The organism is Chitinophaga sancti (genome assembly GCF_034087045.1).
GTDB lineage: Bacteria > Bacteroidota > Bacteroidia > Chitinophagales > Chitinophagaceae > Chitinophaga > Chitinophaga sancti_B.
In genome coordinates this window covers 3,459,381-3,482,392 of record NZ_CP139247.1, presented here as the reverse complement: position 1 = coordinate 3,482,392, position 23,012 = coordinate 3,459,381, and the positions used below count along the sequence as shown (strand labels likewise).

The window sequence follows — 23,012 nt, the reverse complement described above, 5'->3', positions numbered from 1 at the left end:
TTCCTATGGTGAAATTCAGATTCCATGTGTTGTTCATCTGTATGTACCTGCTCATACATCCTCAATGGATGCATGGACAATACATTAATGAAGAACCTTTTGCGCATACATTCTCGATTGTAGCATTTGATCCGGAAACAGGAGATATGGGTATAGCCGTTCAGTCCCACTGGTTCTCTGTAGGTACTACAGTAGCATGGGGAGAAGCCGGGGCCGGTATTATCGCTACGCAGGCTGTGGTGAATATTGGCTTTGGACCTAATGGCCTGGCCTTGCTGAAAAAGGGTATATCGCCAGACAGTGTATTGCACAAACTGTTGCAGGCAGATCCTGCCAGAGATATAAGACAGTTGGCTATTCTCGATACCAATGGCAATATCGCTGTCAATACTGGTAAAATGTGCGTAGCGGAAGCCGGTCATCAGCAGGGTAGGTTTTACTCCGTTCAGGCAAATACCGCTGAAAGTAAAGACGTGTGGAAAATGATGGCTGCTGCTTATGAACAAACGGATGGCCCGCTGGCCGCTAGAATGATCGCTGCTTTGGAGGCCGCTCAAGACGCCGGTGGTGATATCCGGGGAAAGCAATCAGCATGCCTGCTCGTTGTAAGAAAGAAGCCTACCGGAAAAATATGGTTAGACCGTAAAGTTGATATCAGGGTGGAAGATAACCCCGATCCTATCAAAGAACTGAAAAGGATCTATACCATTAAAACAGCCTACGATGCTGTGAATTTGGGATACTACTACCTGGAAAAAAACGATCCCGACGCTGCTGATGAAGCCTTCAATAAGGCTGAAAAATTAAATCCCGGTAATAGCGAGATGAAGTTCTGGTATGCAGTAGAACTTGCTAATAAAGGAATGGATGATCGTGCCCTCGATGTGTTCAAAACAGTGTTCCGCCAGGACCCCGTCTGGAAAATTAAAATGCTGCCCCGTATTGTAAACGCAGGCGTACTGAATGTACCATATGAGCTGTTAAAAAGAATTGAAAAATTATGATCTACAACCTGTTCAAGGTATCCTACGAAGAAGCCTCCCTGCAAAAGAGAGGATTTTTTGTAAAGGATGCCCATGCTGCCAGCTTACTGGAAAATATAGGTATTGCTTTCCTGGATGGTTACCATCATTGCCTGGATATTGATGACCAGGCCGTGTTATGCCGATCGCTGGACCAGAAGACAAACCTGTTCAGAGGTTTTTCCTATGAAGGTGCTGCTATGGGCATGGCTGTGAAAGATGCTTTTAAGGCCAAACAGAACAAGTGCATTCCTGATTTTCTCAGTGGTAAAGGCAACCATCATATATATATGCTGCATGTTGGTATAGGATGGGCTTATGCCAGACTGCCTTTTCATGTAGAAAACATATTATCCCGTTATGATCCCCTATTAAGATGGCTGATCATCGATGGATATGGATTCCACGAAGCCTATTTTAAAACTGAAAAAATAATCCGGCAGCAAATATTGCCTAAACTCTCCCAGGCTGCCACACATGTTTTTTATCAGGGTGTAGGGCGTGCTCTTTGGTTCATCTGCGGTACAGAGGTGGATAACGTGGCAAAAACGCTCTATGCATTCCCTACCCATTATCATGCCGATCTGTGGGCTGGTGTTGGACTGGCTGCTGTATATGCCGGCGGTGCTCAACCAACCGAATTACAGCGCTTAAAAGGCCATACGGGCCCCCATCTGCCCTTCCTTTTACAGGGTGTAGCATTTGCAGCCAAAGCCAGGGAAAGGGCTGAAACGGTCACCGCAGATACTAATAACGCCATTGCCGCTATCACTGGTTATAGCCTGTCCTCTGTAGCCGAAATAACCGACCGGGCACTTCTGAAAGTGGATGCGCAACAGGATGCTTTTACGCAATACTACTCCTGGAGAAAAATGATCGCTGAAGAATTATACTCAAAGACCCTAATCGCTTAATATGATTAACAATTACCTGATCAAAGCACTGGCCGTCATCGTCGTATGTGTATGTTTCATTTTTGCCAGAAAAGCGCAGCTTACACCAGCAGAAAGAGCAACGCTGGCCACTGATTTCTCCTTTTCGAGAATGGACCTGCCTGTGACAGAAGGAACACCGAAATTAATCCGGAATGTACACCCGCAATATAAAAATATAGCCGCATGGATCTCTTCCGTAGGTGCTGCGGTGACGATTGCCGATCTTGACAATGATGGCCGCAGTGATGATATCATACACGTAGACCCCCGGTTTGATGCAGTGCTCATCTCTTCTATCAAAAAAAGGGAGCCACCTGTAAGACTGGATGTAAAGCTCCTGCCTTATGACTCAGCTACTATGGCCCCAATGGGCTCCCTCACTTATGATTTCAATGCTGATGGCAAAACCGATATACTCGTCTATTACTGGGGCAGAACGCCTGTTATTTTCTACGCCGACAGCATTGGCTTCAAAGAGACTGAACTGGTGACAAGCGGTGAAAGATGGTTCTCCAATGCAGCTACACTCGCTGATTTTGACGGCGATGGCAAAGTGGATATCCTCATCACCAACTACTTCCCTGATGGCTCCCGTGTACTGGACAATGTAGCACCTGACCAGGACCAGACCATGCAGCACTCCATGTCGAGAGCAGCAAATGGCGGAAAAAATCACTTCTTCCTGTGTAAAGGTGTTGAACTGCAAAACGCTGTCTTTACTGAAGATAAAACATGGTCTGATGGTATCAAAAACCCGGAAGACTGGACACTGGCTGTTGCTGCTGTAGACCTTAATGGTGACATGCTACCCGAACTATACCTGGCCAATGACTTTGGGCCGGATAAATTCCTGCTTAACCAGTCGGTTCCCGGCCGGTTAAAATTTAAGCTACTGTACGGTGAACGTAAACTGACTACAACTGCTTCCAGCGTTTTAGGCAAGGACTCATATAAAGGAATGGGCGCCGGAATAGGCGATATCAACAGCGATGGCTTACTGGATATCTACGTCAGCAATATTGCCGCTGAATATGCACTGGAAGAATCGCATTTTGCTTTCATCAACACTGGTGAGATAGACAAATTCAACAGAGGTATTGCACCCTTCGTCAACCAAAGTGAAGAACTGGGTTTATCAAGAAGTTCCTGGGGATGGGATTCGAAATTGGGAGATTTCAACAATGATGGTGTCAACGAAGCCATTCAGGCAACCGGTTTTATGAAAGGTACTGCCGATCGCTGGCCGGAGCTGCAGGAGCTGGCTTTAGGTAATGACGATCTGCTGGCCTACCCGGCTTCATGGCCCAATTTCATACTGGGAGATGACCTGTCCGGGCATTATCACCATCCTTTTTTTGTCAGGTCCGTATCCGGTCAATTCTATGATCTCGCTGCTGAACTGGGTATGGATGATACACAGATTTCCCGTGGCATCTCAGTGGGTGACCTGGATTATGATGGAGACCTGGACTTTGTAGTCGCCAACCAATGGGAGACTTCCTATTACTACCAGAACAACTACAAAGGTAAGAATGGCTTTATCGGCTTAAGGGTTTTGCTACCGGTAAATGATTCCTGTTTAAGACCCGCTATTGGCGCCATTGTCCGCTTATATGAAGGCACCCAGTTAAAGCAAACCAGCTTTGTCGATGGTGGCAATGGTCATTCAGGCAGAAACACAACTGATATCTTCTTTGGCCTGAAGAATGCCACCACAAAGCATATGCATCTCGAAATAAAATACCTGGACAATAGTGGAAAAAGCCAACAGCAGGTATTTGCCGCTAAAGAAGGCTGGAATACGATCACCCTATCAAACTAATCTACATGGAAAAAGTGTATAACCCGCTTCCCGCGTTAAGAAGATTTGCACTAGCTATCACTGTACTCAACATTGCCGGACATTTCTTCCTTGGTTTTGAACAATCATGGGCATATCCGCTGGCAGCATTAGCGACCACCTATTCACTGGAATTGTTGTATGAATACCTTTTTGCAACCGCTAATCATAAGCCCCCCCGTTTTAGCGGTAGCTGGAAAAATCTTGTCAACTTCCTGTTGCCAGCACATATTACAGGGATGGCCACTTCTATGTTGTTATTTGCCAACAGCGATTTATCACCGATAGTATTTGCATCTGCAGCAGCTATTAGTTCAAAAGTGATTTTCAGGATCATCATCAATGGCAAATCAAGACATTTCCTTAATCCTTCCAATACAGGCATTGCACTGACATTGATCATGTTTTCATGGGTCGGCATTTCACCCCCATATATGTTCACGGAAAATGTGACTGGCTGGGGAGATTGGATCATTCCTGCTATTCTGGTGACAGCTGGAACATTCCTGAATTTCAAATTCACCGGCAGAATACCACTGATCCTTGCCTGGCTCACAGGCTTTGTGGCACAGGCCGTGCTAAGAAGCATCTTCTTTGATGTATCACTGACAGCTGCTTTACTACCGTGTACAGGTGTGGCGTTTCTGTTATTCACATTTTATATGATCTCTGATCCTGCCACTACCCCTTCCGGTATTATCGAACAAATGCTGTATGCATTTTCTGTAGCCATGGTGTATGGTTTGCTGATGATTTTCCATGTGGTATTCGGGTTGTTCTTTGCGTTGTTTATTGTATGTATCCTGAGAGGCATACTGCTCAGTATTCCAAAGGTAGGCGCTGCTAAATACGCATTATCGCCCCGGTTAAATATTTCTTCAAGCGGGTTAACATATGAAAAATGAAATAGCGATTATCGGAATGGCCTGTAAATATCCTGATGCAAATAGCTACCAGGAGTTTTGGGGAAATATCCTGGCGCAACGAAGAGCCTTCCGGAAAATTCCGGATGTGAGATTGAACGCCGCGTATTTTTCAGATAAGGATGATGATAAAATACGTACTGTTATGGCAGCCGTATTGAGTAATTATGCCTTTGACAGGAAGAAATATAATATATCAGGAGAAGTGTTCCGGGGCACAGACCTTACCCATTGGTTGGCCCTGGATGTAGCCTCTGAAGCTATGGAGGATGCGGGTTTATTGCAAAATAACCAGCTCCCGAAAGACCAGGTAGGCGTGTATGTAGGGAATACGCTGACAGGGGAATTTTCCAGAGCGAATACAATGCGTTTACGCTGGCCTTATGTACAACGAAAGCTCATGGCCAACCTGCATAAACTGGATCTGAACCCGGATATGCTGGCGACCTTTATGCAGGATATGGAGGCAGATTATAAGTCTGCTTTCCCCAGAATGTTCGAAGATTCGTTGGCGGGCGGTTTATCCAATACCATCGCGGGGAGAATATGTAATTACTACGATTTTCATGGTGGTGGTTATACAGTCGATGGAGCCTGCAGCTCTTCTTTGCTGGCGGTGATAGATGCCTGCCGGCATATTGCCGCAGGAGATAATGAAGTCTGTATTGCCGGAGGCGTAGACCTGAGCCTGGATCCTTTTGAGCTGGTAGGCTTTTCAAGAGCTGGTGCTCTTGCCTCGAAGGAGATGCTGATCTATGATAAAGATGCCAATGGCTTCTGGCCGGGTGAAGGATGTGGTTTTGTGGTCCTTTCCACGCTGTCTTTTGCGATTTCCAATAATTTAAAGGTCCACGGTCTTATCAAAGGATATGGAATTTCTTCTGATGGACAGGGAGGTTTGACACGCCCTTCTGTCAATGGTCAGACGCTGGCCATGGAAAGAGCTTACGCCAAGGCAGGTTATCAGCCGGATAAAGTCGCTTATTTTGAAGGACATGGAACAGGTACGCTAGTCGGTGACCAGGTTGAATTACAGACCCTGCTTGGCAAAATTAGAAACACAACTTCCGCGCATTATATCGGTTCTGTAAAAGGTAATATAGGACATACAAAAGCTGCTGCAGGTATTGCCGGGTTTATTAAAATCATAAATGTCGTTAAAAACCGGATCATCCCCCCGGTGACCGGTTGCCGGAATAAAAATAACTTACTGGATGGCACAGCCCTGAACCTTCCATTTAAAGCCATCCCTTATGCGGAGAAGGAAGCGATGAGAGCAAGTGTGAGTGCAATGGGGTTTGGTGGTATCAATACACATATCACTATAGAAGAATATCAGCCCACAATGCCGGTTCGTGTAGCGATTCCTGCTGCCCCGGACACCGAGCTATTCCTGTTTGCAGCCACCACTCCGGAGTTACTGCTGGCGCAACTGGATATGGTCAACACTTATGTTGGGGCGTTGTCTTTTGCAGAACTGGGTGACCTGAGTACGCACCTGATGAAACAATTACAACCTGCTTCATTCAGAGCAGCGGTAGTAGCTGCTTCGCCGGCAGAACTCTCGATGAAACTCGGCAAATTGATACACCTCATAACGCAGGGGCATGATTTTATAGAAAATAAGGGATTTTACTACAATGCAGGCACCACTAAATCCCGTATCGGGTTTTTATTCCCCGGTCAGGGAAGTAAACGATTTGCTACTGCAGGACGCTTTAAGCAAATAGCTATACCTGAAAGTTATCCTGCCGGCAACGAAAACAGTCAGCAGCTGGATATGATCCAGGCTGGCATTGTCGGTACATCGATGATTGGATTACGCATCCTGGAACAATTAGGTGTGCAGGCCGAAGTGGGCATAGGACATAGCCTGGGCGAAATATCAGCATTGCACTGGAGTGGTTATCTGCGTGAAGAACAAGCTATACAGCTGGCCCAAAAACGGGGTGAGATCATGCAAGATACCCCAGGTATTGACGGCTTAATGCTCATAGTTCCACTACCAGCTGACCGAATTACAGTGAAGAATGTGGAAATTGCAGCTGTTAATTCACCTACACAAACAGTCTTATCAGGTACTGCTGATAATATCAATGCCTGTAAAGCCTACCTGCTGTCACAAAAGGTCCCTTCGATGTTATTACCTGTCCGTTATGCATTTCACAACAGCAGGATGAAAAAGGTAGAAGATCGCTTACGTGAAGTGGTCAGCGAACTGTCCATGCAAAAGCCTTCCCGGAAGATGATCTCTACTGTCAGCTCCTCAGATGATATGAAAGAAAACCTGATACGACAGCTGAGCAATCCTGTTTTATTTATGCCTGCTTTTCAACAGGCTGATGATTTGGTGGATCTATGGGTGGAGGTAGGAGGAGATAAAACGCTTACACCAATTGCCAGAGATCTTACGAAGAAACCTGTGGCTGCCATTACGATGGATGGTCAAACCACACAGGGATTGTGTGAAACAGCAGGCCTGATCTGGACTGCCGGTACAGATATACAGCTTGATATCTTCATCAAAGACCGGCCAATTAAGCAATTTGACATCAACTGGCAGGCCAGGTTCATAGCCAATCCCTGTGAGGACGATACTTCCATCACTGTCGGTAATATGCCAGTAGAAGCGCCTCAACAGGATACCGGACTACTGGCATCTTTCAGCGCATTGATCGCACAAAAGCTGGAATTACCAGTAGCAGAGATTGATATCAATGCCCGCTTTCTGGATGACCTCCATTTGAATTCCTTACAGGTTGGCCAATTGATTGCTGGATTTGCTTCCAGCCAGAAAATTGTCATGCAAGGCATTCCAACCGAATATGCCAATGCCAGTATTGCGGAAGTGGTAGCTGTATTGTCTGTATCCCAAATGAATGATGCACCGCGAACAGATCAGTTGCCGGGCATTGAGCCATGGGTACATTTCTTTCATACATCATATATCAACACACCACTTAAAGTGGACTCCCAGCCTGCGGCTGATGGTATATTCCTAAATCTTATTGGTTGTTCACATAGCGATGTGTTGGACATGCTGCCAGCCGTTTTAACATCTCTGCAGGAGAAGGATCTGCTGGTTATTGTACAGGATCGCCCATTGGTAACCGGATTTGTCAAAAGCCTTTTCCTTGATAAAAAAGGACTACGCTGTGTGGTTATCAATACTGATGTAGTACCAGACGCAACTCTTATCAACAGTGAAGTAAATGCCAATAAAGGCTTTACGGAAGTAAAGTATATAGAAGGTGTTCGCTATACACCCATGTTCTGTCCTGTATTTAATTATCCTTCCCGTGGCCAGGTGCCGCTCACAGAGAAGGATGTCATATTAGTCAGCGGTGGCGCAAAGGGTATTACAGCGGAATGTGCTTTATCATTAGCTACCAAATATGGTGTAAAGTTATTATTGATAGGTCGTGCAACCAATGACGATCGCCTTAGCCAAAGCCTGGAACGATTTGATGCAGCGGGTATCACTTATGAATACCACAGTGTGGATATCTGCGACGAAAAAGCGATCAGCAAAGTGATACAGACAGCTAGTGTTAGATTGGGCCCGGTCACAGGCGTTATACATGGCGCAGGCAGGAACATACCTACTCCATGGTTCAAATTAACTGCTAATGATTTGCATGCCACTGTTAATGTGAAGATAGATGGGTTCCGAAACCTGGTAAACAGTGACCTTAAATTACTGATCACTTTTGGATCAGTGATAGCAGAAAGTGGGATGAATGGTAATGCCGACTATGCACTGGCCAATGAATGGCTGAGAGAAGAAGTTGCTAATTATGCTTCTACTCATCCAGCATGTTTCTCTTTGAATGCGGAATGGTCTGTGTGGAGCGGTGCTGGTATGGGAGAACATCTGGGAGTGATGGAAAACCTGATGCAACAAGGCATTCAACCAATCAGCCTGGAAAAAGGCGTCGATATATTTATGTCGTGGATGGAAAATTTCCCTTCCGGACATAACCTCATTATCTCCGGGCGTTACGGTAAAATGGAGACGCTGAAGACACCACCGCTTACGTTGCCCTTATATCGTTTTCTGGGACATGTGCGACTGTTATATCCCGGTATTGAACTAATAACTGAGTTTGAACTGTCTGCTATCAATGATTTGTACCTGAAAGACCACATGCTCAACGGGGGATATGTGTTTCCTGCCGTCATGGGGTTGGAGTGTATGCGGCAGGTAGCTGCTGCTTTTTTCCCTGCAGAGAGCAATTATATCTTCCTTGATACAAGTTTCAGTTACCCGATCATATTGGAAGAAGGCGAGACACAAACTATTAGAGTGATCGCTTTACGCTTATCGCCAGATGTGATAAAAATTGTACTTAGAAGCAGCGCCACCGGTTACGGCAAAGATCATTTTGAAACATATATCACTGTAAAACCGGCCGCGATCAAGCCATTTATTCTTACCGACAGTAATATGCCGGATCTGAATGTCGCTGAAGACCTCTATGGTCAGTTGCTTTTCCACCGGGGCATTTTCCAGGTGATTGATCATTATGATGCTTTATCTCCTTATCAATGCGGGGTAACCTTACAACCGTCTACCAACGTCAACTACTTTGGCGAGTTTCTTTCTCCGGAAATACTCTCCACTTCTCCTGTAGCAAGAGATGCTGCGTTACATTGTATACAGGCCTGTGTACCTGATTACAGATTATTGCCAACAGGTGTGAAAAGAATATATACGGTCAGTACAAAAACGGTTCACCGCATCGAAGCAAAAGAAATATCAAAATCAGGCAATCTATACACTTATGACCTATTGCTGCTGGATGAAGAGGGGCAGCCCGTGGAATATTGGGACCAGGTAACCTTCCAATCTTTCACACCACAAAAAGATCCTGTACTTCCTTTGGTACTGATTGAAGTCATTGCCCAGCGACGTATGGATGAAATCAGCGGTCAGCAGGATAGCACGGACTGGCGTCGACAGGACTACATTCTCCGGCGCTATGATGGCAAGCCCTCTCTCAAAAATAGCTTTGTTTCCAGGACCCACCTGCAAGACCTGACCCTGCAGCTACAAGCTGATTATAAAATAGGTTGTGATCTTGAAAAAGTAACTTCTTTTAAAGAAACATTGCTGGGGAAAGAACGTTATGAGCTGGCCCGGTTTGTCAGTACCCATACCGGAGAAGAGCTTTCCGTAGCCGGAACCCGCATCTGGGGAATCATGGAGAGCATTAAGAAAGCGGGGCTTAATCTGCTGGAAACAATCCTGTTTGAAAAAGAAGAATCATCTGCTATACATTATTACAAATGTGGCCAATCCTCCATCCTGTCTATCGCTTTCAAATTAAAGGAGGTGGAGGGAAAAGCCGTATTCACAGCAGTATTAGGTGATATCCATAAAAACGTCTATAGTGAAAAGATTTGAATACTTCCATACTGTCACCTTTGAAGAAACAAATGTAGTCGGGAACGTTTATTTTTCTAATTATGTCAAATGGCAGGGTACCTGTCGGGAACATTTTCTGCTGGAAAAAACACCACAGGTCCTACAGGATATGGAGAACGGTCTTGCGCTTGTTACCCTGAGCTGTAGCTGTAACTATGTGGGAGAGTTACATGCGTTCGACAAGGTCCTGATCGCAATGTATCTCATCAGTATATCTCAAAATAAGCTAAAGCTAAAATTTGAATATTTCAGAGGAGAAAACATTGTCGCGCAGGGTACACATGAAATAGGTTTCTTTACCAGAAAAGAAGAACGCTTATACCCGGCCCATATACCCGAATACATTGTATCTGAGCTGTCATTTTATACCCTTGCTGAATGAAAATTAGCACTATGAAAATCATATTTACCTGTTTACTATTAATAACTTTACAACAAGTCAGGGCCCAATCCATCCTGAGTGGGAAGGTGTTGGATGAAAGTGGCAGTCCCATTGAGCTGGCAACGATCACCCTGTTGAAAACGACAGATAGCAGCTATATTGCTGTGGCGGTGTCAGATACAAATGGTGCTTTTTCATTTAAGGATTTAAAAGAGAAAGACTATTTTATCCGTATCACCCATCTCTCTTTTGAAAAAAAAGAAATGGTTGTCACACCGGGAGTAAGCATCAATGTGCTATTGGGAAAAAGTTCTGCTCAATTATCTGAAGTTGCTCATCATGCACGCAAACCACTGTTTGTAAAAGAAAAAGACCGGCTTATATTCAACGTGGAGAACGGCATTATCAGCTCATCCCAATCAGATTTAATTTCCTTGATTCGTAACTTGCCAGGCATATTTATAGACAATCAACAAAACATCTTGTTAAATGGTCAGGAGAAAGTGCTGGTAACCGTCAATGACAGATCTGTATATATGAAAAGAGGTGACCTGATGCAGTACCTGAAGACAATTCCTGTCAATATTGTTAAAAGCATAGAGGTGATCGCACATCCTTCCGCAAAGTACGATGCTGAAGGTACGGCAGTTATCAATATCAGGACAAAAAGTAAGATCGCTACCGGTCTGGCAGGAAACCTGAGTGTAGGAACAGGGTCATCTTTGGGATATGATAAATATTATCCCAAACACAATGCTGGTGTCAACCTTTCATTAGGACAGCAATGGTATTCATTGTATGCCAACTATAGCGTAAATTATAAGGAGTCGCTGGGTGACATTCATGAAAAGCTATCATTCTACCAGAACTCCTCACTGGAGCAAAGTGTATTTTTTGAGAACATCCCGGATAAGGTACATAACTATTCAGCGGGCATAGATATAAAACCTACAGCCAGGCAATCCATTAGCCTCTTTTACAGTGGTAGTAATAACAGCAAAAAAGTCGATCAGGTCAATGCGATCCGGCTGAAAACCAATGATACAATTACCGACGTCAGCTCTACTGCTATCGAGCATTATAGTTCCGGGCAGAATGCTGTGAATCTGGTATATCGCAATAGTATAGATTCTGCGAACACTATTACATTTAGTTCAGATTACCTGTCCAGTCACAAAAATAATCTGGGGGATTACTACAATGAATATACAAAAGGAAATAACTGGCAGGAGCTGGTACGTAACAATTCTTTTACGAATATCATGATATGGGCTACCCAGCTGGATTATGCAGTAAATCTGAAAAAAGGGACAAAGTTAGATGCAGGACTTAAATACAGTCATGTGGCTACAAAGAACAATGTGGAATATAGTGACTATATCAACAATGAGTTTAAAATGGATAGCCTGAAATCAAATGCTTTCAGGTATAAGGAAAATCTTATAGCAGCTTATGTTGAAGTTAACACACATATCAAAAAGCTGGAGATAAAGGCTGGTTTGAGATATGAGGATGACAAGGTAAATGGGAATTCAACGGTCAATCAGTTTCGTGTTTCGCGGGATATGTCCGGACTTTTCCCCAGTCTTTCTTTAATTTACCCGCTCAACAAAACCTGGGAAGTCGGGGCTGCCTATGCTAGAAGAATTGCCCGCCCTAATTATGTGGATATCAATCCTTTTGTTTACTATGTAAATCCTTACGTGGCATTGGAAGGAAATCCTTCGCTATTACCGGCATTTACAAACAAAATCACCGTGAATGCACAGTGGAAGCAAATGTATACAGCAGCCCTCACCGTATTCCGTACGACCAATTACTTTACTACCGCACAATTTCAAAATGTAGATACCAAAGAACAGAAGCTGAAACCGGCCAATATCGGGGACCTTACTAATATAGATTTGAATATTTCGGTACCATTAGATATTACAAAGTGGTGGGAAAGCTATTTTGATGTAAATTTAGCTTACCAGAAATTTGCTGAAACCGGAGCGAAAGTACTGGGCTATCCGGACAACTCACGTGTTACCCTCCAGTTGTTCACCCAACACTCTTTTGCTTTGCCCAAAGGATTATCACTGGAATTCAGTAATACATTAATAACACCATCCGTTCAAGGCCAGTTTAAGTTTTCAACAATCTGTTCATTTTCAGCCGGCGCCAAAAAGACTATATTGAAAGATAAGATTGAGCTAAAACTGAGTGTGAGCGATTTCCTGAAAACCTTAAAGTATGTAGGAACGTTGCAGGGCGTCTACTGGAAATCCAATTACCAGGAGAAAGCAGACAACCGGCAACTTATACTGACGTTAAAATATAACTTCATCAACAAAGGCAAAGTAAAAGTGAAGAAGCCCGCATGGATCAGCAATGACGAAAAAACACGTATGAAATAAACCATCTGTTTAAATATGAAGAAAGTATCAGGATTGTTTTTATTAATGTGGATATTCATTTCATGTAACAACCAAAAATCGACAACTATGAGTAACGACAATGAGGCCCTGGTAAAACAGTATTTCGAGCATTTTAACAACCACGACTGGAAGAAGATGGCCGAAATGTACACGCCCACAGCTGAATTCAAGGATCCCTCATTAGGAAATGGATTAGTGAAACAGACCATCGCCCAGGTTATTGAAAAGTACAGTGGCTTGCAGCAGGCATTCCCGGATGTCAGGGATGAGATAGTAAAAATGTACCCATCAGGTGATCAGCATGTCATCGTAGAGTTTGTATCCAAAGGCACTGCCCCGGACAGTACCACGTTTGAATTACCTATCTGTACAATTTTTACATTCCAGGACGGCAAAATTTCAGGAGATTATACCTATTACGATAACTTCGGTGAAGAATAAATAGTATTTCCGCCTGACATCTACAGAAAAAAGATCGCAGCAATGCGGTCCAGGCAATTCTTGCCCCAAAAACACGCGCAATATGATACATAAAAATTGGCTGGCACCGCTGGCTATCCTGTTTATCTTAGTCTGCTGGCAGGTGATTTCTTTATTAAAGATCTTCCCTGAATATGCATTCCCCTCTCCCCTGTCCGTGGTGAAAAGTTTCCAGGAGGAGCTCTCCTCCGCTCGCTTATTGAATGATATTGTTGCCTCTTTATGGAGAGTCGCCATCGGATTTTTATCGTCAGCATGCCTGGCTATCCCTATCGGGTTGTGGTTGGGAAGGAACCGAAACTGGAATACGGCCATACTTCCGATACTCAATTTCTTCCGTTCCTTATCTCCACTGGCATGGATCCCCTTTGCAATATTATGGTTCCATATCGGTGACAAGCCAGCTATCTTCCTGATATTCCTGGCCACTTTTTTCCCGCTTACCTTATCAGTAATATCAGCTGTTGCTACGATCCCTGATATTTATTTCCGCGTGGCCAGAGATCATGACTTTAACAGTACCGAATTGCTGTTTAAGGTCACGTTGCCGGCTATTATGCCGCAATTACTGACTTCCATGAGAATTTGCTATGGTATCAGCTGGGTGGTCATTGTAGCCGCTGAAATGGTCGGTTGTCAGGATGGATTGGGATATGGGATATGGGATGCCAGAAACGGCTTACGACTGGATACAGCCGTCTGTTATATGATTACGATCGGGACCATCGGTATGGGCATCGACAAATTATTCCAAAGATTTACAAAAGCTGATAATTTAAAATGGGGTTATGGTAAACAATGATCACGCACATATTTTACTGGAGAAGGTTTCTTTTACATACGGCAACATGAAAGTACTGGACAATATCACTATCGAGGTCAGGCGTGGGGAAAGGGTAGTGATTGTAGGCCCTTCCGGGTGTGGAAAAACGACTTTGCTCAACCTGTTAACGGGGTATCTGCAACCTGCCAGCGGTCGGGTAAAGGTTACTAGTTCCGTACGTACGGTCTTCCAACAGGGCGGTCTGTTTCCCTGGCTGACGGTGGCTGAAAACGTGGGTATTGGCCTGCGTCACATGAAAGATATTGTACGTCGGGATGCAGAAATACAGGACCTGATCAATCTGGTCAATCTGAAGGGCTTTGAAAAATATTATCCCCATGAGTTGTCCGGCGGGATGAAGCAGCGGGTGGAACTTGCCAGGGTATTGGCAGGTACTTCAGATATCATTTTCTTGGATGAACCTTTCTCTTCCCTGGATTATCTGTCCCGCATGGAAATCAGGAAGGAACTTATCCGATTATTGGATAAGCGACCCAAGACACTCGTCATGGTGACCCACGATATTGATGAGGCAGTGCAGATTGCGGACCGGATCATCATTTTGACAAGCCGCCCTACCAGTGTTTGTCATGAAATGTATGTAAATGTAGCCCATCCAAGGCATAATACCCAGCCCGAGCTGCTGGAAGTAGCTGCCCATGTAATGGAGAAAATTCTTGTATAACCCCTGAAATATAAATTATGAAAAAGATACTATTGGGTATAGGACTGGTAGTGGCCCTGCTGGCTATCCTGCGCTTCCGTGTCCTGCCATTGGAAAAGACAGCTTCCGGCACTGCCAAGAAACTGCCGCAGGAATTACAGTTAGGCTATCTGCCTGTTACCTGTCATCTGACCTGCCCGGTGGTAGACTATGCCACCAAAACTTCCGGCGCAGCCATTCATTTCAAGTCTCAGAAGTTCTCCGACTTCCCTACCATTGCAAGTGCTATACAATCTAAAAAATTACAGGTTACCTTTATGTTAGCCCCGCTGGCTATGAAACTCAGAGAAGACGGCGTGCCGGTAAAGATCTGCTACCTCGGTCACCGGGATGGCTCAGAACTTGTAATACCTATCAATAGCAGTGCTAAAAACCTGCATGATCTCAAAGGAAAAAAGATCGCTATTCCCAGTCTTTACAGCAATCAGCATTTTGTATTATTGAAGCTGCTGGAGAAGCAGGGCCTATCACCAGATGATCTGCAATTTGTACCATTACCACCACCTGATATGCCTACAGCGTTAGCCGCCAAGGCCATAGACGGATATTTTGTAGGTGAGCCTTTTTGCGCAAAAGCGGAGAAAGAGGGAATAGGGAAGGTGCTCTATTACGCCAGGGATATCTGGCCTAATTTCATATCATGTGTCTTGGTCGTACATGAAGATCTCATTAACAATCAACCAGAAGTAGTAAAAGAACTTGTGCGGGGTATAGCAGAGTCAGGGGCCTGGGCGGAGATCCATCGTGCCGATGCTGCAAAAATCATTTCAAGATATAATAGGCAGGATTCCTCACTGCTGAATTATATTTTGACATCCACACCCAGACGCGTATCATATGTTCGCCTGACGCCAGATGAAAAAGAACTGCAGGAAATTTATAATGTAGCCCAAAGAATTGGGTTGCTGAAAAAGGACCTGCCTGTTAAAGAAATGTTCACTACGGAATTTATTCCTGATCATGTTTTGCCTGCGAACATTGTGATGAATAAGTAACATGGCTGACCGGATCTGATGTTAAAGCAGTACTCAGATTGCATCAGTTTTTCAAAATCAATAACACCTGGTTTAACTTACCGGCAGGGATCTTTATGTATTTTACCACCGATTTCCCTACTTTCTTCCCGGGTTTCCTTTTTTCCCTCAGGATCTGAAACTTAAATTTGACTATTATATAAACCAATATTTTCTCAACTTCCCAAAAGGGGAAAAGAAGAAACTTCAAATTGCTCACATTCCCCTATCTTTAGTAATAATCATAACCTATACGACATCTTCAAAGGACACGATTTCTAATTATTTCCTCAAAACCAAAATGAACACGATGAAAAACACTATTATTGCACTCCTTTTCCTTACGGTTACAGGCGCCGTCCTACTATGGAGCGCATGTAAAGACAATAGCAAGAAGCCTACTGTACTTTCACAAAACAAGACCGCCTATTCCACCATTCAATTACCACAAGACGCATTATCTTCCTGTACCGTCCCACAAGACACATTTAACACATGGTTCCTGACAGGCAAAGCAACAGAAAACGGACATGTTACTCCCGCCAATAGTATCACGTTCGGTCATCAAAACAATTGCGACTTCTACCAATGGTCCGAACGCATGTTCTTATGGGTCACGTCTCCTAACACCGGCGAGTATGGATCTACTGGAAGAGTACTGGAATCACCGGTATTTTATACGGTCGCTCCTGATACTTCCGGAGGTATGACACTGATTAAACATCTTCCGGGTACCATCCTACCGGTAGTCCCTGCTCTCAGAAAAAATGGTCCCAACAGACTGCCCTTATTCTCTGACAGGAAAGGCCATCTATTTGAAGTGTTGTTCCACAAAGCCGGGGAAAAAGTGCTGGTAAAAAACAGTTCAGGCAAAATAATTGAACTAGGCCCTGTCGGGAAAGATGCAAATGGGATTATTCTTTTAAAAGATAAACAAGGGGCAGTCATTGAAAAACCGCAATTCGTTACTAAGCTTACAAAGCCCCAAAACGTCATCCATGCATTGGCTACCCCCAATGGAAATGTTTTCTTTGATATGAATGGCAACCAGGTAGAAACAGAATTGGCACAGGCTACACAAGATGCACTAATGGCACAAAATGGCTCGCTCGTATATTATATAACATTTGTCAATGACGTGTATGCTTATTTCCTGGCCGCCGTGCAGGCTAAATATATGTCAGGTTACCAGTTCCCAACTACCCCCTCTGACCTGGATAGCATTATGACTTACGCAAAACAACAAGGCTACAGTCTGCCTCCTGATTCCAATGCACTGGCCATTGAATTAAAAACTTCGTGGATCATTGCAGATAGCCTCAGCGACGCAAGTGGTTTTGTCACAATAGACGCGATCATCCCTACTTACAATACCAGCTCCCCTTCACAATGGCCTGTCACCGGTCAACAAAAGGTAAAACTTGCATTGGTAGGCATGCACGTAGTAGGCAGTGTGGCTGGTCACCCGGAAATGATATGGGCTACATTTGAACATAATAGCAATACACCTAATCCGTCTTATCAATATATCAATACCAACAAAGTGGTAAAAACTGTTCCAGCAGACAAAGGCAACTGGCTCTTTAACGGCAATACTTCTCTGCCGGCGGACTCCTTCAATAACCCTCACATGACTGCTGACAGCGTTAATACACTGTTTGCTGAAGCACCTTATACAACTATCAGCGCTAGCAATACACTGCGTCTTTTCCCTTTCGGTGCAGCTTTTAACCTTGTTCCCAACCAACAGGATACCAGCGCTTCCGCTTCTAATACTGAAGTAATATCAATCAACAATAATATTATGGGTATGATCCCCGGCAATGATATTCGCAAAAACTATGTATTTATTGGTGCCACATGGACGAATAGCGGCACTGCTCCTAATGGAAACGTCTATTCCTCTGATACCTCCAAAGGCAGCGCAATAGGTACCAGTCTGCTGGCAAACAGTACCATGGAAACTTATCTGCAAGGAACTACTTTCAGCTGTTTCACATGTCATAACAACAACAATTCCCTGGCACCTGGCGCCCTAAGCCATATTTTTGATTCTATTAATCCAGTTAAAAACATATTGAAGAAAATGAAATAACGGCAAACATCAGGAGCCTGAACAACTCCACCTCCTTTTCCATCATAAAAATGCTCCTAAAAACTGTTAGTTTTTAGGAGCATTTCATATTATAAACCAATCCTTCATTTTAATCGCTGTCTTTACCTTGCCTGGTCCGGTTGCTAATCTGTTGCATTTCTTGCTAACACCTACCATCCGCCTTAATACAATACCGGGATTATACATCAAACTCATTACGATGTTATCCTCAAAGAACTGATCAATCCTTCGGTAATTTCACAATGATAATACAGCACAATCGGGCTACCCGGAAATGTTCCTGACAATTCTGCTGTTAGTAAAGATGTAGCGCCTTTTTCCTCATAGGCTATTGGATTCATCGTTGTTTTATATTTCCTGTTTGCTTCGGTAATCCATTGCTGTATTTCTTTTTTTCCTGTATGCATTTTGCCTTCGTCATATACCACCGCTGTTTCAGAAAAACAATTGGCGTAAGCGATACTATCAAAACTGTCCTGTGCATGAACTAAATCTGCTATTACTTTTGGTAAATTCATTGTATCAATATGATAATTATTAAATCGTAGGGATTGTTCCTCCGTCAATGATGAATTCTGTTCCGGTTAGATAATTCGCCCTGGATGAAACCAAAAAGCCAACCAACTCGGCCACTTCCTCAGGCTGTGCCGGTCTGCCGTAAGGTATTCCTCCTAACGCGTCCATAATGCTTTGCGTGGCTTGCTGCATAGTGGTGTTTGAGCTTTCTGCTATCCGTTCTACCATGCGGGTGGCAGCTGTGGTCATGATCCAACCTGGTGATACGGTCAACACCCGTATGCCTTTGGGAGATACTTCTTTCGACAACCCTTTGCTGTAATTGATGAGCCCTGCTTTTGCCGCCGCATAAGGTAAGGTGGAATCGAACAAAGGTAATTTCCCCTGGATGGATGCAATATGGATAATTACGCCGCTTTTCTGTGCCAGCATTTGTGGTAAAAATGCCCTGTCTAAACGCACTGGCGCCAGCAAATTCGTTTGAAGCGTATGTTCCCAATCTTCATCGCTCAACACCGCAAATCCACCACCAGGGGTTTCAGCGCCACCAAGATTGTTTACAAGTATGTCAAGCCTGCCATATGTTGACAAAACCTCCTCTGTCACTTTCTTTGCTCCTTCGGATTTACTGAGATCTGCTGCAATAAAATGAATTTGCACATTCGGCTCTTCCGGGGCTTTTCTTGCTGTAGTAATTACTTTAGCACCCGCATTTAGCAATCTTTCAGCGATGGCTTTCCCCGCCCCTTTTGTGCCACCTGTTACCAATGCGATCTTACCTGATAATTCGTTATTGAAATGGAATCCGTTTTGCATATCTTAACATTTGTACAAAATTGTACCATCGTATCACTATAAACAAGTACGGAAATAGAATTCATATAGGGATAAATTTATCCCTGTATGAATGCGGAACATCAGTTATTTTTGTTATTATGTATGAAAGAAAAATTTTACCGAACCTGAATTGCGGACTCGATCTAATTGCGGAGGTCTTGTATGGAAAGTGGAAGATAAGGTTATTATGGTTTATCAACGAAGGGCACCGGCGGCCAAGTGAACTCCAACGGAAAATTCCGGATGCTTCCCGGAGAGTCTTAAATATGCAGTTGAACGAGCTTGAGCAACATGAACTTGTTTCAAAAATAATACACCCGGTAGTACCTCCCAAGGTTGAATACTATCTTACCGATTTTGGGAAGACTTTAATTCCCATCATCTCCGCTTTAGGCCATTGGGGTGATGAAAATGAAGACCGGCTGAGAAACCTGATACTGAGATCACACGAAAAAACATCGTTAAATGATAAGGAATGAGTATCTCCGCAGTTGATAACATCATATCCTTCCATTGACTTCAATCTTTCAAAACAGCACTGATTTCTTCGGAAAATACCTTACTATTGTTTGGTAAAAATAAATTCCACCCGCCACTGTTTACGCACGTCTGTATGAACGTAGTATTAAACTGTTTAAACTAAATCCATAATAACCATGAATAGGTTGATCCTTGCCATTGCAGCTTTTTGTATGGCCTCTATGTCTGGGCATACTCAGGCGATTGTTACCCATGCGCCTCAGGGTTTTGATTCCCTGCGCAATGAGATTCTCCACGGAAAAATCGATACCATCCAGTACCCGTCCAAAACAGTTGGTACTACCCGCAAAGCCATCGTGTATACGCCCCCCGGCTATTCCAAAAAAACCAGATATCCTGTATTGTATCTACTGCATGGCATTGGTGGCGATGAGAAGGAGTGGCTCAACGGCGGCACGCCGCAGGTGATCCTGGATAACCTGTATGCTGCCGGCAAACTAGCGCCCATGATTGTCGTTATGCCAAATGGAAGAGCGATGAAAGATGATCGCGCTACAGGCAATATTATGGCACCTGATAAAGTGCAGGCGTTCGCGACTTTTGAACAGGACTTGCTACAGGACCTTATCCCCTTTGTTGAAAAGCATTTCCCGGTTTTTACTGATAGAGAACACCGTGCCATTGCGGGTTTATCTATGGGTGGAGGCCAGGCGCTTAACTTTGGCCTGGGTAATCTGGACCGGTTTGCCTGGGTTGGCGGTTTTTCTTCCGCTCCTAATACCCGAAGCCCCGGGTTACTGGTGCCTGATCCGGAAATTGCAAAAAGACAACTCAAACTACTTTGGATTTCCTGCGGCGATAATGATAACCTGATTAGCTTTAGTAAACGTACACATGACTACCTATATGAAAACAAGGTGCCACATATTTATTATATAGAGCCGGGTGTACATGACTTCAAAGTCTGGAAAAACAGCCTTTATATGTTTTCCCAGTTGCTTTTTAAGCCTGTTAATCCGAATACGTTTACACAATATACACTGCTTGGTTCGCCTGCGGCTACTAATGTACGCAATGCCAGTTTCCCACAGGTATTGCCTGACAACCATGTCGTGTTTCGTTTGAAAGCCCCACAGGCCCAAAGGGTACAGATCGATCTTGGTAAAAAATATGATCTGATAAAGGATACTGCAGGCTATTGGACGGGTACGACTGATTCTATCGGTGAAGGCTTCCATTACTATTCACTGTTGATAGACGGTGTCGCCGTTGCTGATCCGGCCAGCGAAACTTTTTATGGAATGGGTCGTATGGCTGCTGGTATTGAGATACCTTTTGCCGATGGCGCTTTTTATGCTATTAAAGATGTGCCTCATGGTGATGTACGGATCAAGCGCTACTTCTCAACGGTCACCAATTCGTGGCGTCGTTGTCTTGTATATACGCCTCCAGGATATGATAGTGCTATAAATGAGCGATACCCGGTGCTCTATCTGTTGCATGGCGGGGGCGAGGATGAACGAGGATGGAGTGCGCAGGGCAAGACAGACCTGATCCTCGACAACCTCATTGCCGCACAACAAGCTAAACCTATGCTGGTGGTGATGATGGATGGCAATGTATCTTCAGGAACCTTCAATGAGCAATCGTTGAGAACTTTTGAAAATGAACTGATGCGCGTTATGGTTCCTTTTATTGAAAAAAATTATCGTACAATAGCCAACGCGGAACACAGGGCATTGGCAGGCCTGTCCATGGGTGGTATACAAACGCTTTATGCAGGTGTTAATAACACGGATCAATTTGCTTACCTGGGCGTGTTCAGTTCCGGTTGGTTTGGTGGCAAACAACCGGCGGCGGAACAGCAATATGCTTTTATGAAGGAGTCAGCCAGCAAAATCAATGGTAACCTGAAACAATTCTGGATCTCTATGGGCGGCAAAGAAGATATAGCCTACAACAACTGCAAGAATATGCTGGCAAAGTTTGATGAAATGCAGATTAAATATAACTACAGCGAATATCCTGGCGGCCATACCTGGCCGGTATGGCGTAATAATCTCTACAAGTTTGCCCAATTGTTATTCAAATAATGCCATTTCAACAAGACGCAAAAATTACATTATTGTAAATAAGTGATATAACCGGCTAGTGATCAATAGCATTTGGCTCAAAAACCTGCCGTTACCGGGTACTTGGCGAAAATGGATGTATCCAAAATAAATAAACCTCTTCAGAATTACATAAAGGACTACTTATCTCCATTAGGTACCCAAATACAACGAGGCCGCATCTTACTCCTGATACGGCCTCGTTCTAGTATTAGGTCTGCCAGATCTTTGCCGGGCCTGCTTGTTATCTCTAAATATTACTTTTAGTTCTAAACGTCGAAGTGATTAAGTTAAAAACCTGGGAGATTATAGGCATCAGGCTGTTCGTGGTTGATTCGGTATCCGATAATCACCTGCCATCTATCTGAAAGATTCACCCTAAATTATTAGGCAAAATATTCAGTAATTGTTCCAATGAAACTTAATTCCCTGACAGTATCCGGTTTTACAAGGTAAGCATTGGCCCCATCCCTGTAAAAACTTTCAATCACCTCATCGCTTTGTAATGCACTAAACATAATTATCGGAAGCCCTTTTAACTCCGACATTGCGCGGATCTCCCGTAAACAAGACCTACCATCTTTAAATGGTAAAAACACATCCAAAAATAATATGTTAGGAGCATTTTCCACTATCGTTCGGATCAGCTCCTCCCCATCATTTACTATGCTAACATTTATTTGATTGTCAATCTCATTAACAACATCCATGAAAACAACATTATCGTCCAGATCATCATCAGCAAGCAGACTTCTTTTTACAGCCTGAGTAAGGTTCGACAATTTGTTTATATAGCACATTAGTAAATTAAACAAAAACATAATAAACCTATGAAACAGCCAATGTGAATATCAAGCACAATAGACCATATATATCTTGTGACTTATCGGTACATAATAAAATATCAAAACCGCTATCATGTTTATTTACCGAATCATTCATTAAACAACAAATTTCCAGTA

At 43.8% G+C, this 23,012-nt stretch carries 17 protein-coding genes; 14 read left to right on the top strand and 3 right to left on the bottom strand.

Translation table 11 applies throughout. The features are described from left to right. Positions 1-5 precede the first annotated feature (5 nt). The 12 genes from SIO70_RS14480 to SIO70_RS14425 all read left to right on the top strand — a co-directional run bounded on the left by SIO70_RS14480 (position 6) and on the right by SIO70_RS14425 (position 18,085). Positions 6-1,004 (top strand): DUF1028 domain-containing protein, encoded by a 999-nt coding sequence (locus SIO70_RS14480; protein ID WP_320581573.1) that lies wholly within the window; start codon positions 6-8, stop codon positions 1,002-1,004. After that, a complete protein-coding gene (locus SIO70_RS14475; protein WP_320581572.1) occupies positions 1,001-1,936 on the top strand; it encodes a DUF1702 family protein in 936 nt (311 codons plus the stop codon). The genes SIO70_RS14480 and SIO70_RS14475 overlap by 4 nt, the downstream gene beginning before the upstream one ends. 1 nt (position 1,937) lies before the next feature. Further along, positions 1,938-3,779 (top strand): VCBS repeat-containing protein, encoded by a 1,842-nt coding sequence (locus SIO70_RS14470; protein ID WP_320581571.1) that lies wholly within the window; start codon positions 1,938-1,940, stop codon positions 3,777-3,779. A gap of 5 nt (positions 3,780-3,784) precedes the next feature. Further along, the gene (locus SIO70_RS14465; protein WP_320581570.1) at positions 3,785-4,702 is read left to right on the top strand and encodes a hypothetical protein; all 918 of its coding nucleotides are present in this window, start codon (positions 3,785-3,787) and stop codon (positions 4,700-4,702) included. Next, positions 4,692-10,127: an SDR family NAD(P)-dependent oxidoreductase gene (locus tag SIO70_RS14460; protein ID WP_320581569.1), complete on the top strand. Its 5,436-nt coding sequence runs from the start codon at positions 4,692-4,694 to the stop codon at positions 10,125-10,127. The genes SIO70_RS14465 and SIO70_RS14460 overlap by 11 nt, the downstream gene beginning before the upstream one ends. Continuing rightward, positions 10,114-10,530, top strand: coding sequence for an acyl-CoA thioesterase (locus SIO70_RS14455; RefSeq protein ID WP_320581568.1), 417 nt, complete (start codon positions 10,114-10,116; stop codon positions 10,528-10,530). The genes SIO70_RS14460 and SIO70_RS14455 overlap by 14 nt, the downstream gene beginning before the upstream one ends. A gap of 11 nt (positions 10,531-10,541) precedes the next feature. Beyond that, positions 10,542-12,929, top strand: coding sequence for an outer membrane beta-barrel family protein (locus tag SIO70_RS14450; RefSeq protein WP_320581567.1), 2,388 nt, complete (start codon positions 10,542-10,544; stop codon positions 12,927-12,929). Between the two features lie 87 nt (positions 12,930-13,016). Next, positions 13,017-13,391 carry a nuclear transport factor 2 family protein gene (locus tag SIO70_RS14445; RefSeq protein WP_320581566.1) on the top strand — a complete coding sequence of 125 codons (375 nt, stop codon included), beginning with the start codon at positions 13,017-13,019 and terminating at the stop codon, positions 13,389-13,391. An 82-nt stretch (positions 13,392-13,473) separates the two neighbouring features. Further along, complete coding sequence (locus tag SIO70_RS14440; RefSeq protein ID WP_320581565.1) at positions 13,474-14,232, top strand: ABC transporter permease; 759 nt, start codon at positions 13,474-13,476, stop codon at positions 14,230-14,232. Beyond that, positions 14,219-14,938 (top strand): ABC transporter ATP-binding protein, encoded by a 720-nt coding sequence (locus tag SIO70_RS14435; protein WP_320581564.1) that lies wholly within the window; start codon positions 14,219-14,221, stop codon positions 14,936-14,938. The genes SIO70_RS14440 and SIO70_RS14435 overlap by 14 nt, the downstream gene beginning before the upstream one ends. Positions 14,939-14,955: 17 nt before the next feature. Further along, positions 14,956-15,972, top strand: coding sequence for an ABC transporter substrate-binding protein (locus SIO70_RS14430; protein ID WP_320581563.1), 1,017 nt, complete (start codon positions 14,956-14,958; stop codon positions 15,970-15,972). 328 nt (positions 15,973-16,300) lie between these two features. Further along, positions 16,301-18,085, top strand: a complete 1,785-nt coding sequence (locus SIO70_RS14425) for a hypothetical protein (protein ID WP_320581562.1) — start codon at positions 16,301-16,303, stop codon at positions 18,083-18,085. 215 nt (positions 18,086-18,300) lie between these two features. Here SIO70_RS14425 and SIO70_RS14420 read toward each other — a convergent pair whose 3' ends face one another. Together SIO70_RS14420 and SIO70_RS14415 are read right to left on the bottom strand one after the other, a co-directional pair. Next, complete coding sequence (locus SIO70_RS14420) at positions 18,301-18,624, bottom strand: nuclear transport factor 2 family protein (protein ID WP_320581561.1); 324 nt, start codon at positions 18,622-18,624, stop codon at positions 18,301-18,303. A 19-nt stretch (positions 18,625-18,643) separates the two neighbouring features. Next, positions 18,644-19,438 carry an SDR family oxidoreductase gene (locus tag SIO70_RS14415; protein ID WP_320581560.1) on the bottom strand — a complete coding sequence of 265 codons (795 nt, stop codon included), beginning with the start codon at positions 19,436-19,438 and terminating at the stop codon, positions 18,644-18,646. A gap of 119 nt (positions 19,439-19,557) precedes the next feature. Here SIO70_RS14415 and SIO70_RS14410 point away from each other — a divergent pair, with 119 nt between their 5' ends. Then, positions 19,558-19,938, top strand: coding sequence for a helix-turn-helix domain-containing protein (locus SIO70_RS14410; protein WP_320581559.1), 381 nt, complete (start codon positions 19,558-19,560; stop codon positions 19,936-19,938). 177 nt (positions 19,939-20,115) lie between these two features. After that, positions 20,116-22,032: an alpha/beta hydrolase-fold protein gene (locus SIO70_RS14405; protein ID WP_320581558.1), complete on the top strand. Its 1,917-nt coding sequence runs from the start codon at positions 20,116-20,118 to the stop codon at positions 22,030-22,032. Positions 22,033-22,436: 404 nt separating this feature from the next. Here the strand turns inward: SIO70_RS14405 and SIO70_RS14400 are convergent, their stop codons facing one another. Further along, on the bottom strand, positions 22,437-22,832 hold the full coding sequence (locus tag SIO70_RS14400) for a response regulator (RefSeq protein WP_320581557.1): 396 nt from the start codon (positions 22,830-22,832) through the stop codon (positions 22,437-22,439). Positions 22,833-23,012 lie beyond the last annotated feature (180 nt).

Excerpts from the sequence above, each read along its gene's own strand:
- SIO70_RS14480 (WP_320581573.1), top strand. The coding sequence starts at position 6 with ATGGTGAAATTCAGATTCCATGTGTTGTTCATCTGTATGTACCTGCTC.
- SIO70_RS14475 (WP_320581572.1), top strand. The coding sequence starts at position 1,001 with ATGATCTACAACCTGTTCAAGGTATCCTACGAAGAAGCCTCCCTGCAA.
- SIO70_RS14470 (WP_320581571.1), top strand. The coding sequence starts at position 1,938 with ATGATTAACAATTACCTGATCAAAGCACTGGCCGTCATCGTCGTATGT.
- SIO70_RS14465 (WP_320581570.1), top strand. The coding sequence starts at position 3,785 with ATGGAAAAAGTGTATAACCCGCTTCCCGCGTTAAGAAGATTTGCACTA.
- SIO70_RS14460 (WP_320581569.1), top strand. The coding sequence starts at position 4,692 with ATGAAAAATGAAATAGCGATTATCGGAATGGCCTGTAAATATCCTGAT.
- SIO70_RS14450 (WP_320581567.1), top strand. The coding sequence starts at position 10,542 with ATGAAAATCATATTTACCTGTTTACTATTAATAACTTTACAACAAGTC.
- SIO70_RS14445 (WP_320581566.1), top strand. The coding sequence starts at position 13,017 with ATGAGTAACGACAATGAGGCCCTGGTAAAACAGTATTTCGAGCATTTT.
- SIO70_RS14440 (WP_320581565.1), top strand. The coding sequence starts at position 13,474 with ATGATACATAAAAATTGGCTGGCACCGCTGGCTATCCTGTTTATCTTA.
- SIO70_RS14435 (WP_320581564.1), top strand. The coding sequence starts at position 14,219 with ATGGTAAACAATGATCACGCACATATTTTACTGGAGAAGGTTTCTTTT.
- SIO70_RS14430 (WP_320581563.1), top strand. The coding sequence starts at position 14,956 with ATGAAAAAGATACTATTGGGTATAGGACTGGTAGTGGCCCTGCTGGCT.
- SIO70_RS14425 (WP_320581562.1), top strand. The coding sequence starts at position 16,301 with ATGAAAAACACTATTATTGCACTCCTTTTCCTTACGGTTACAGGCGCC.
- SIO70_RS14420 (WP_320581561.1), bottom strand. The coding sequence starts at position 18,624 with ATGAATTTACCAAAAGTAATAGCAGATTTAGTTCATGCACAGGACAGT.
- SIO70_RS14415 (WP_320581560.1), bottom strand. The coding sequence starts at position 19,438 with ATGCAAAACGGATTCCATTTCAATAACGAATTATCAGGTAAGATCGCA.
- SIO70_RS14410 (WP_320581559.1), top strand. The coding sequence starts at position 19,558 with ATGTATGAAAGAAAAATTTTACCGAACCTGAATTGCGGACTCGATCTA.
- SIO70_RS14405 (WP_320581558.1), top strand. The coding sequence starts at position 20,116 with ATGAATAGGTTGATCCTTGCCATTGCAGCTTTTTGTATGGCCTCTATG.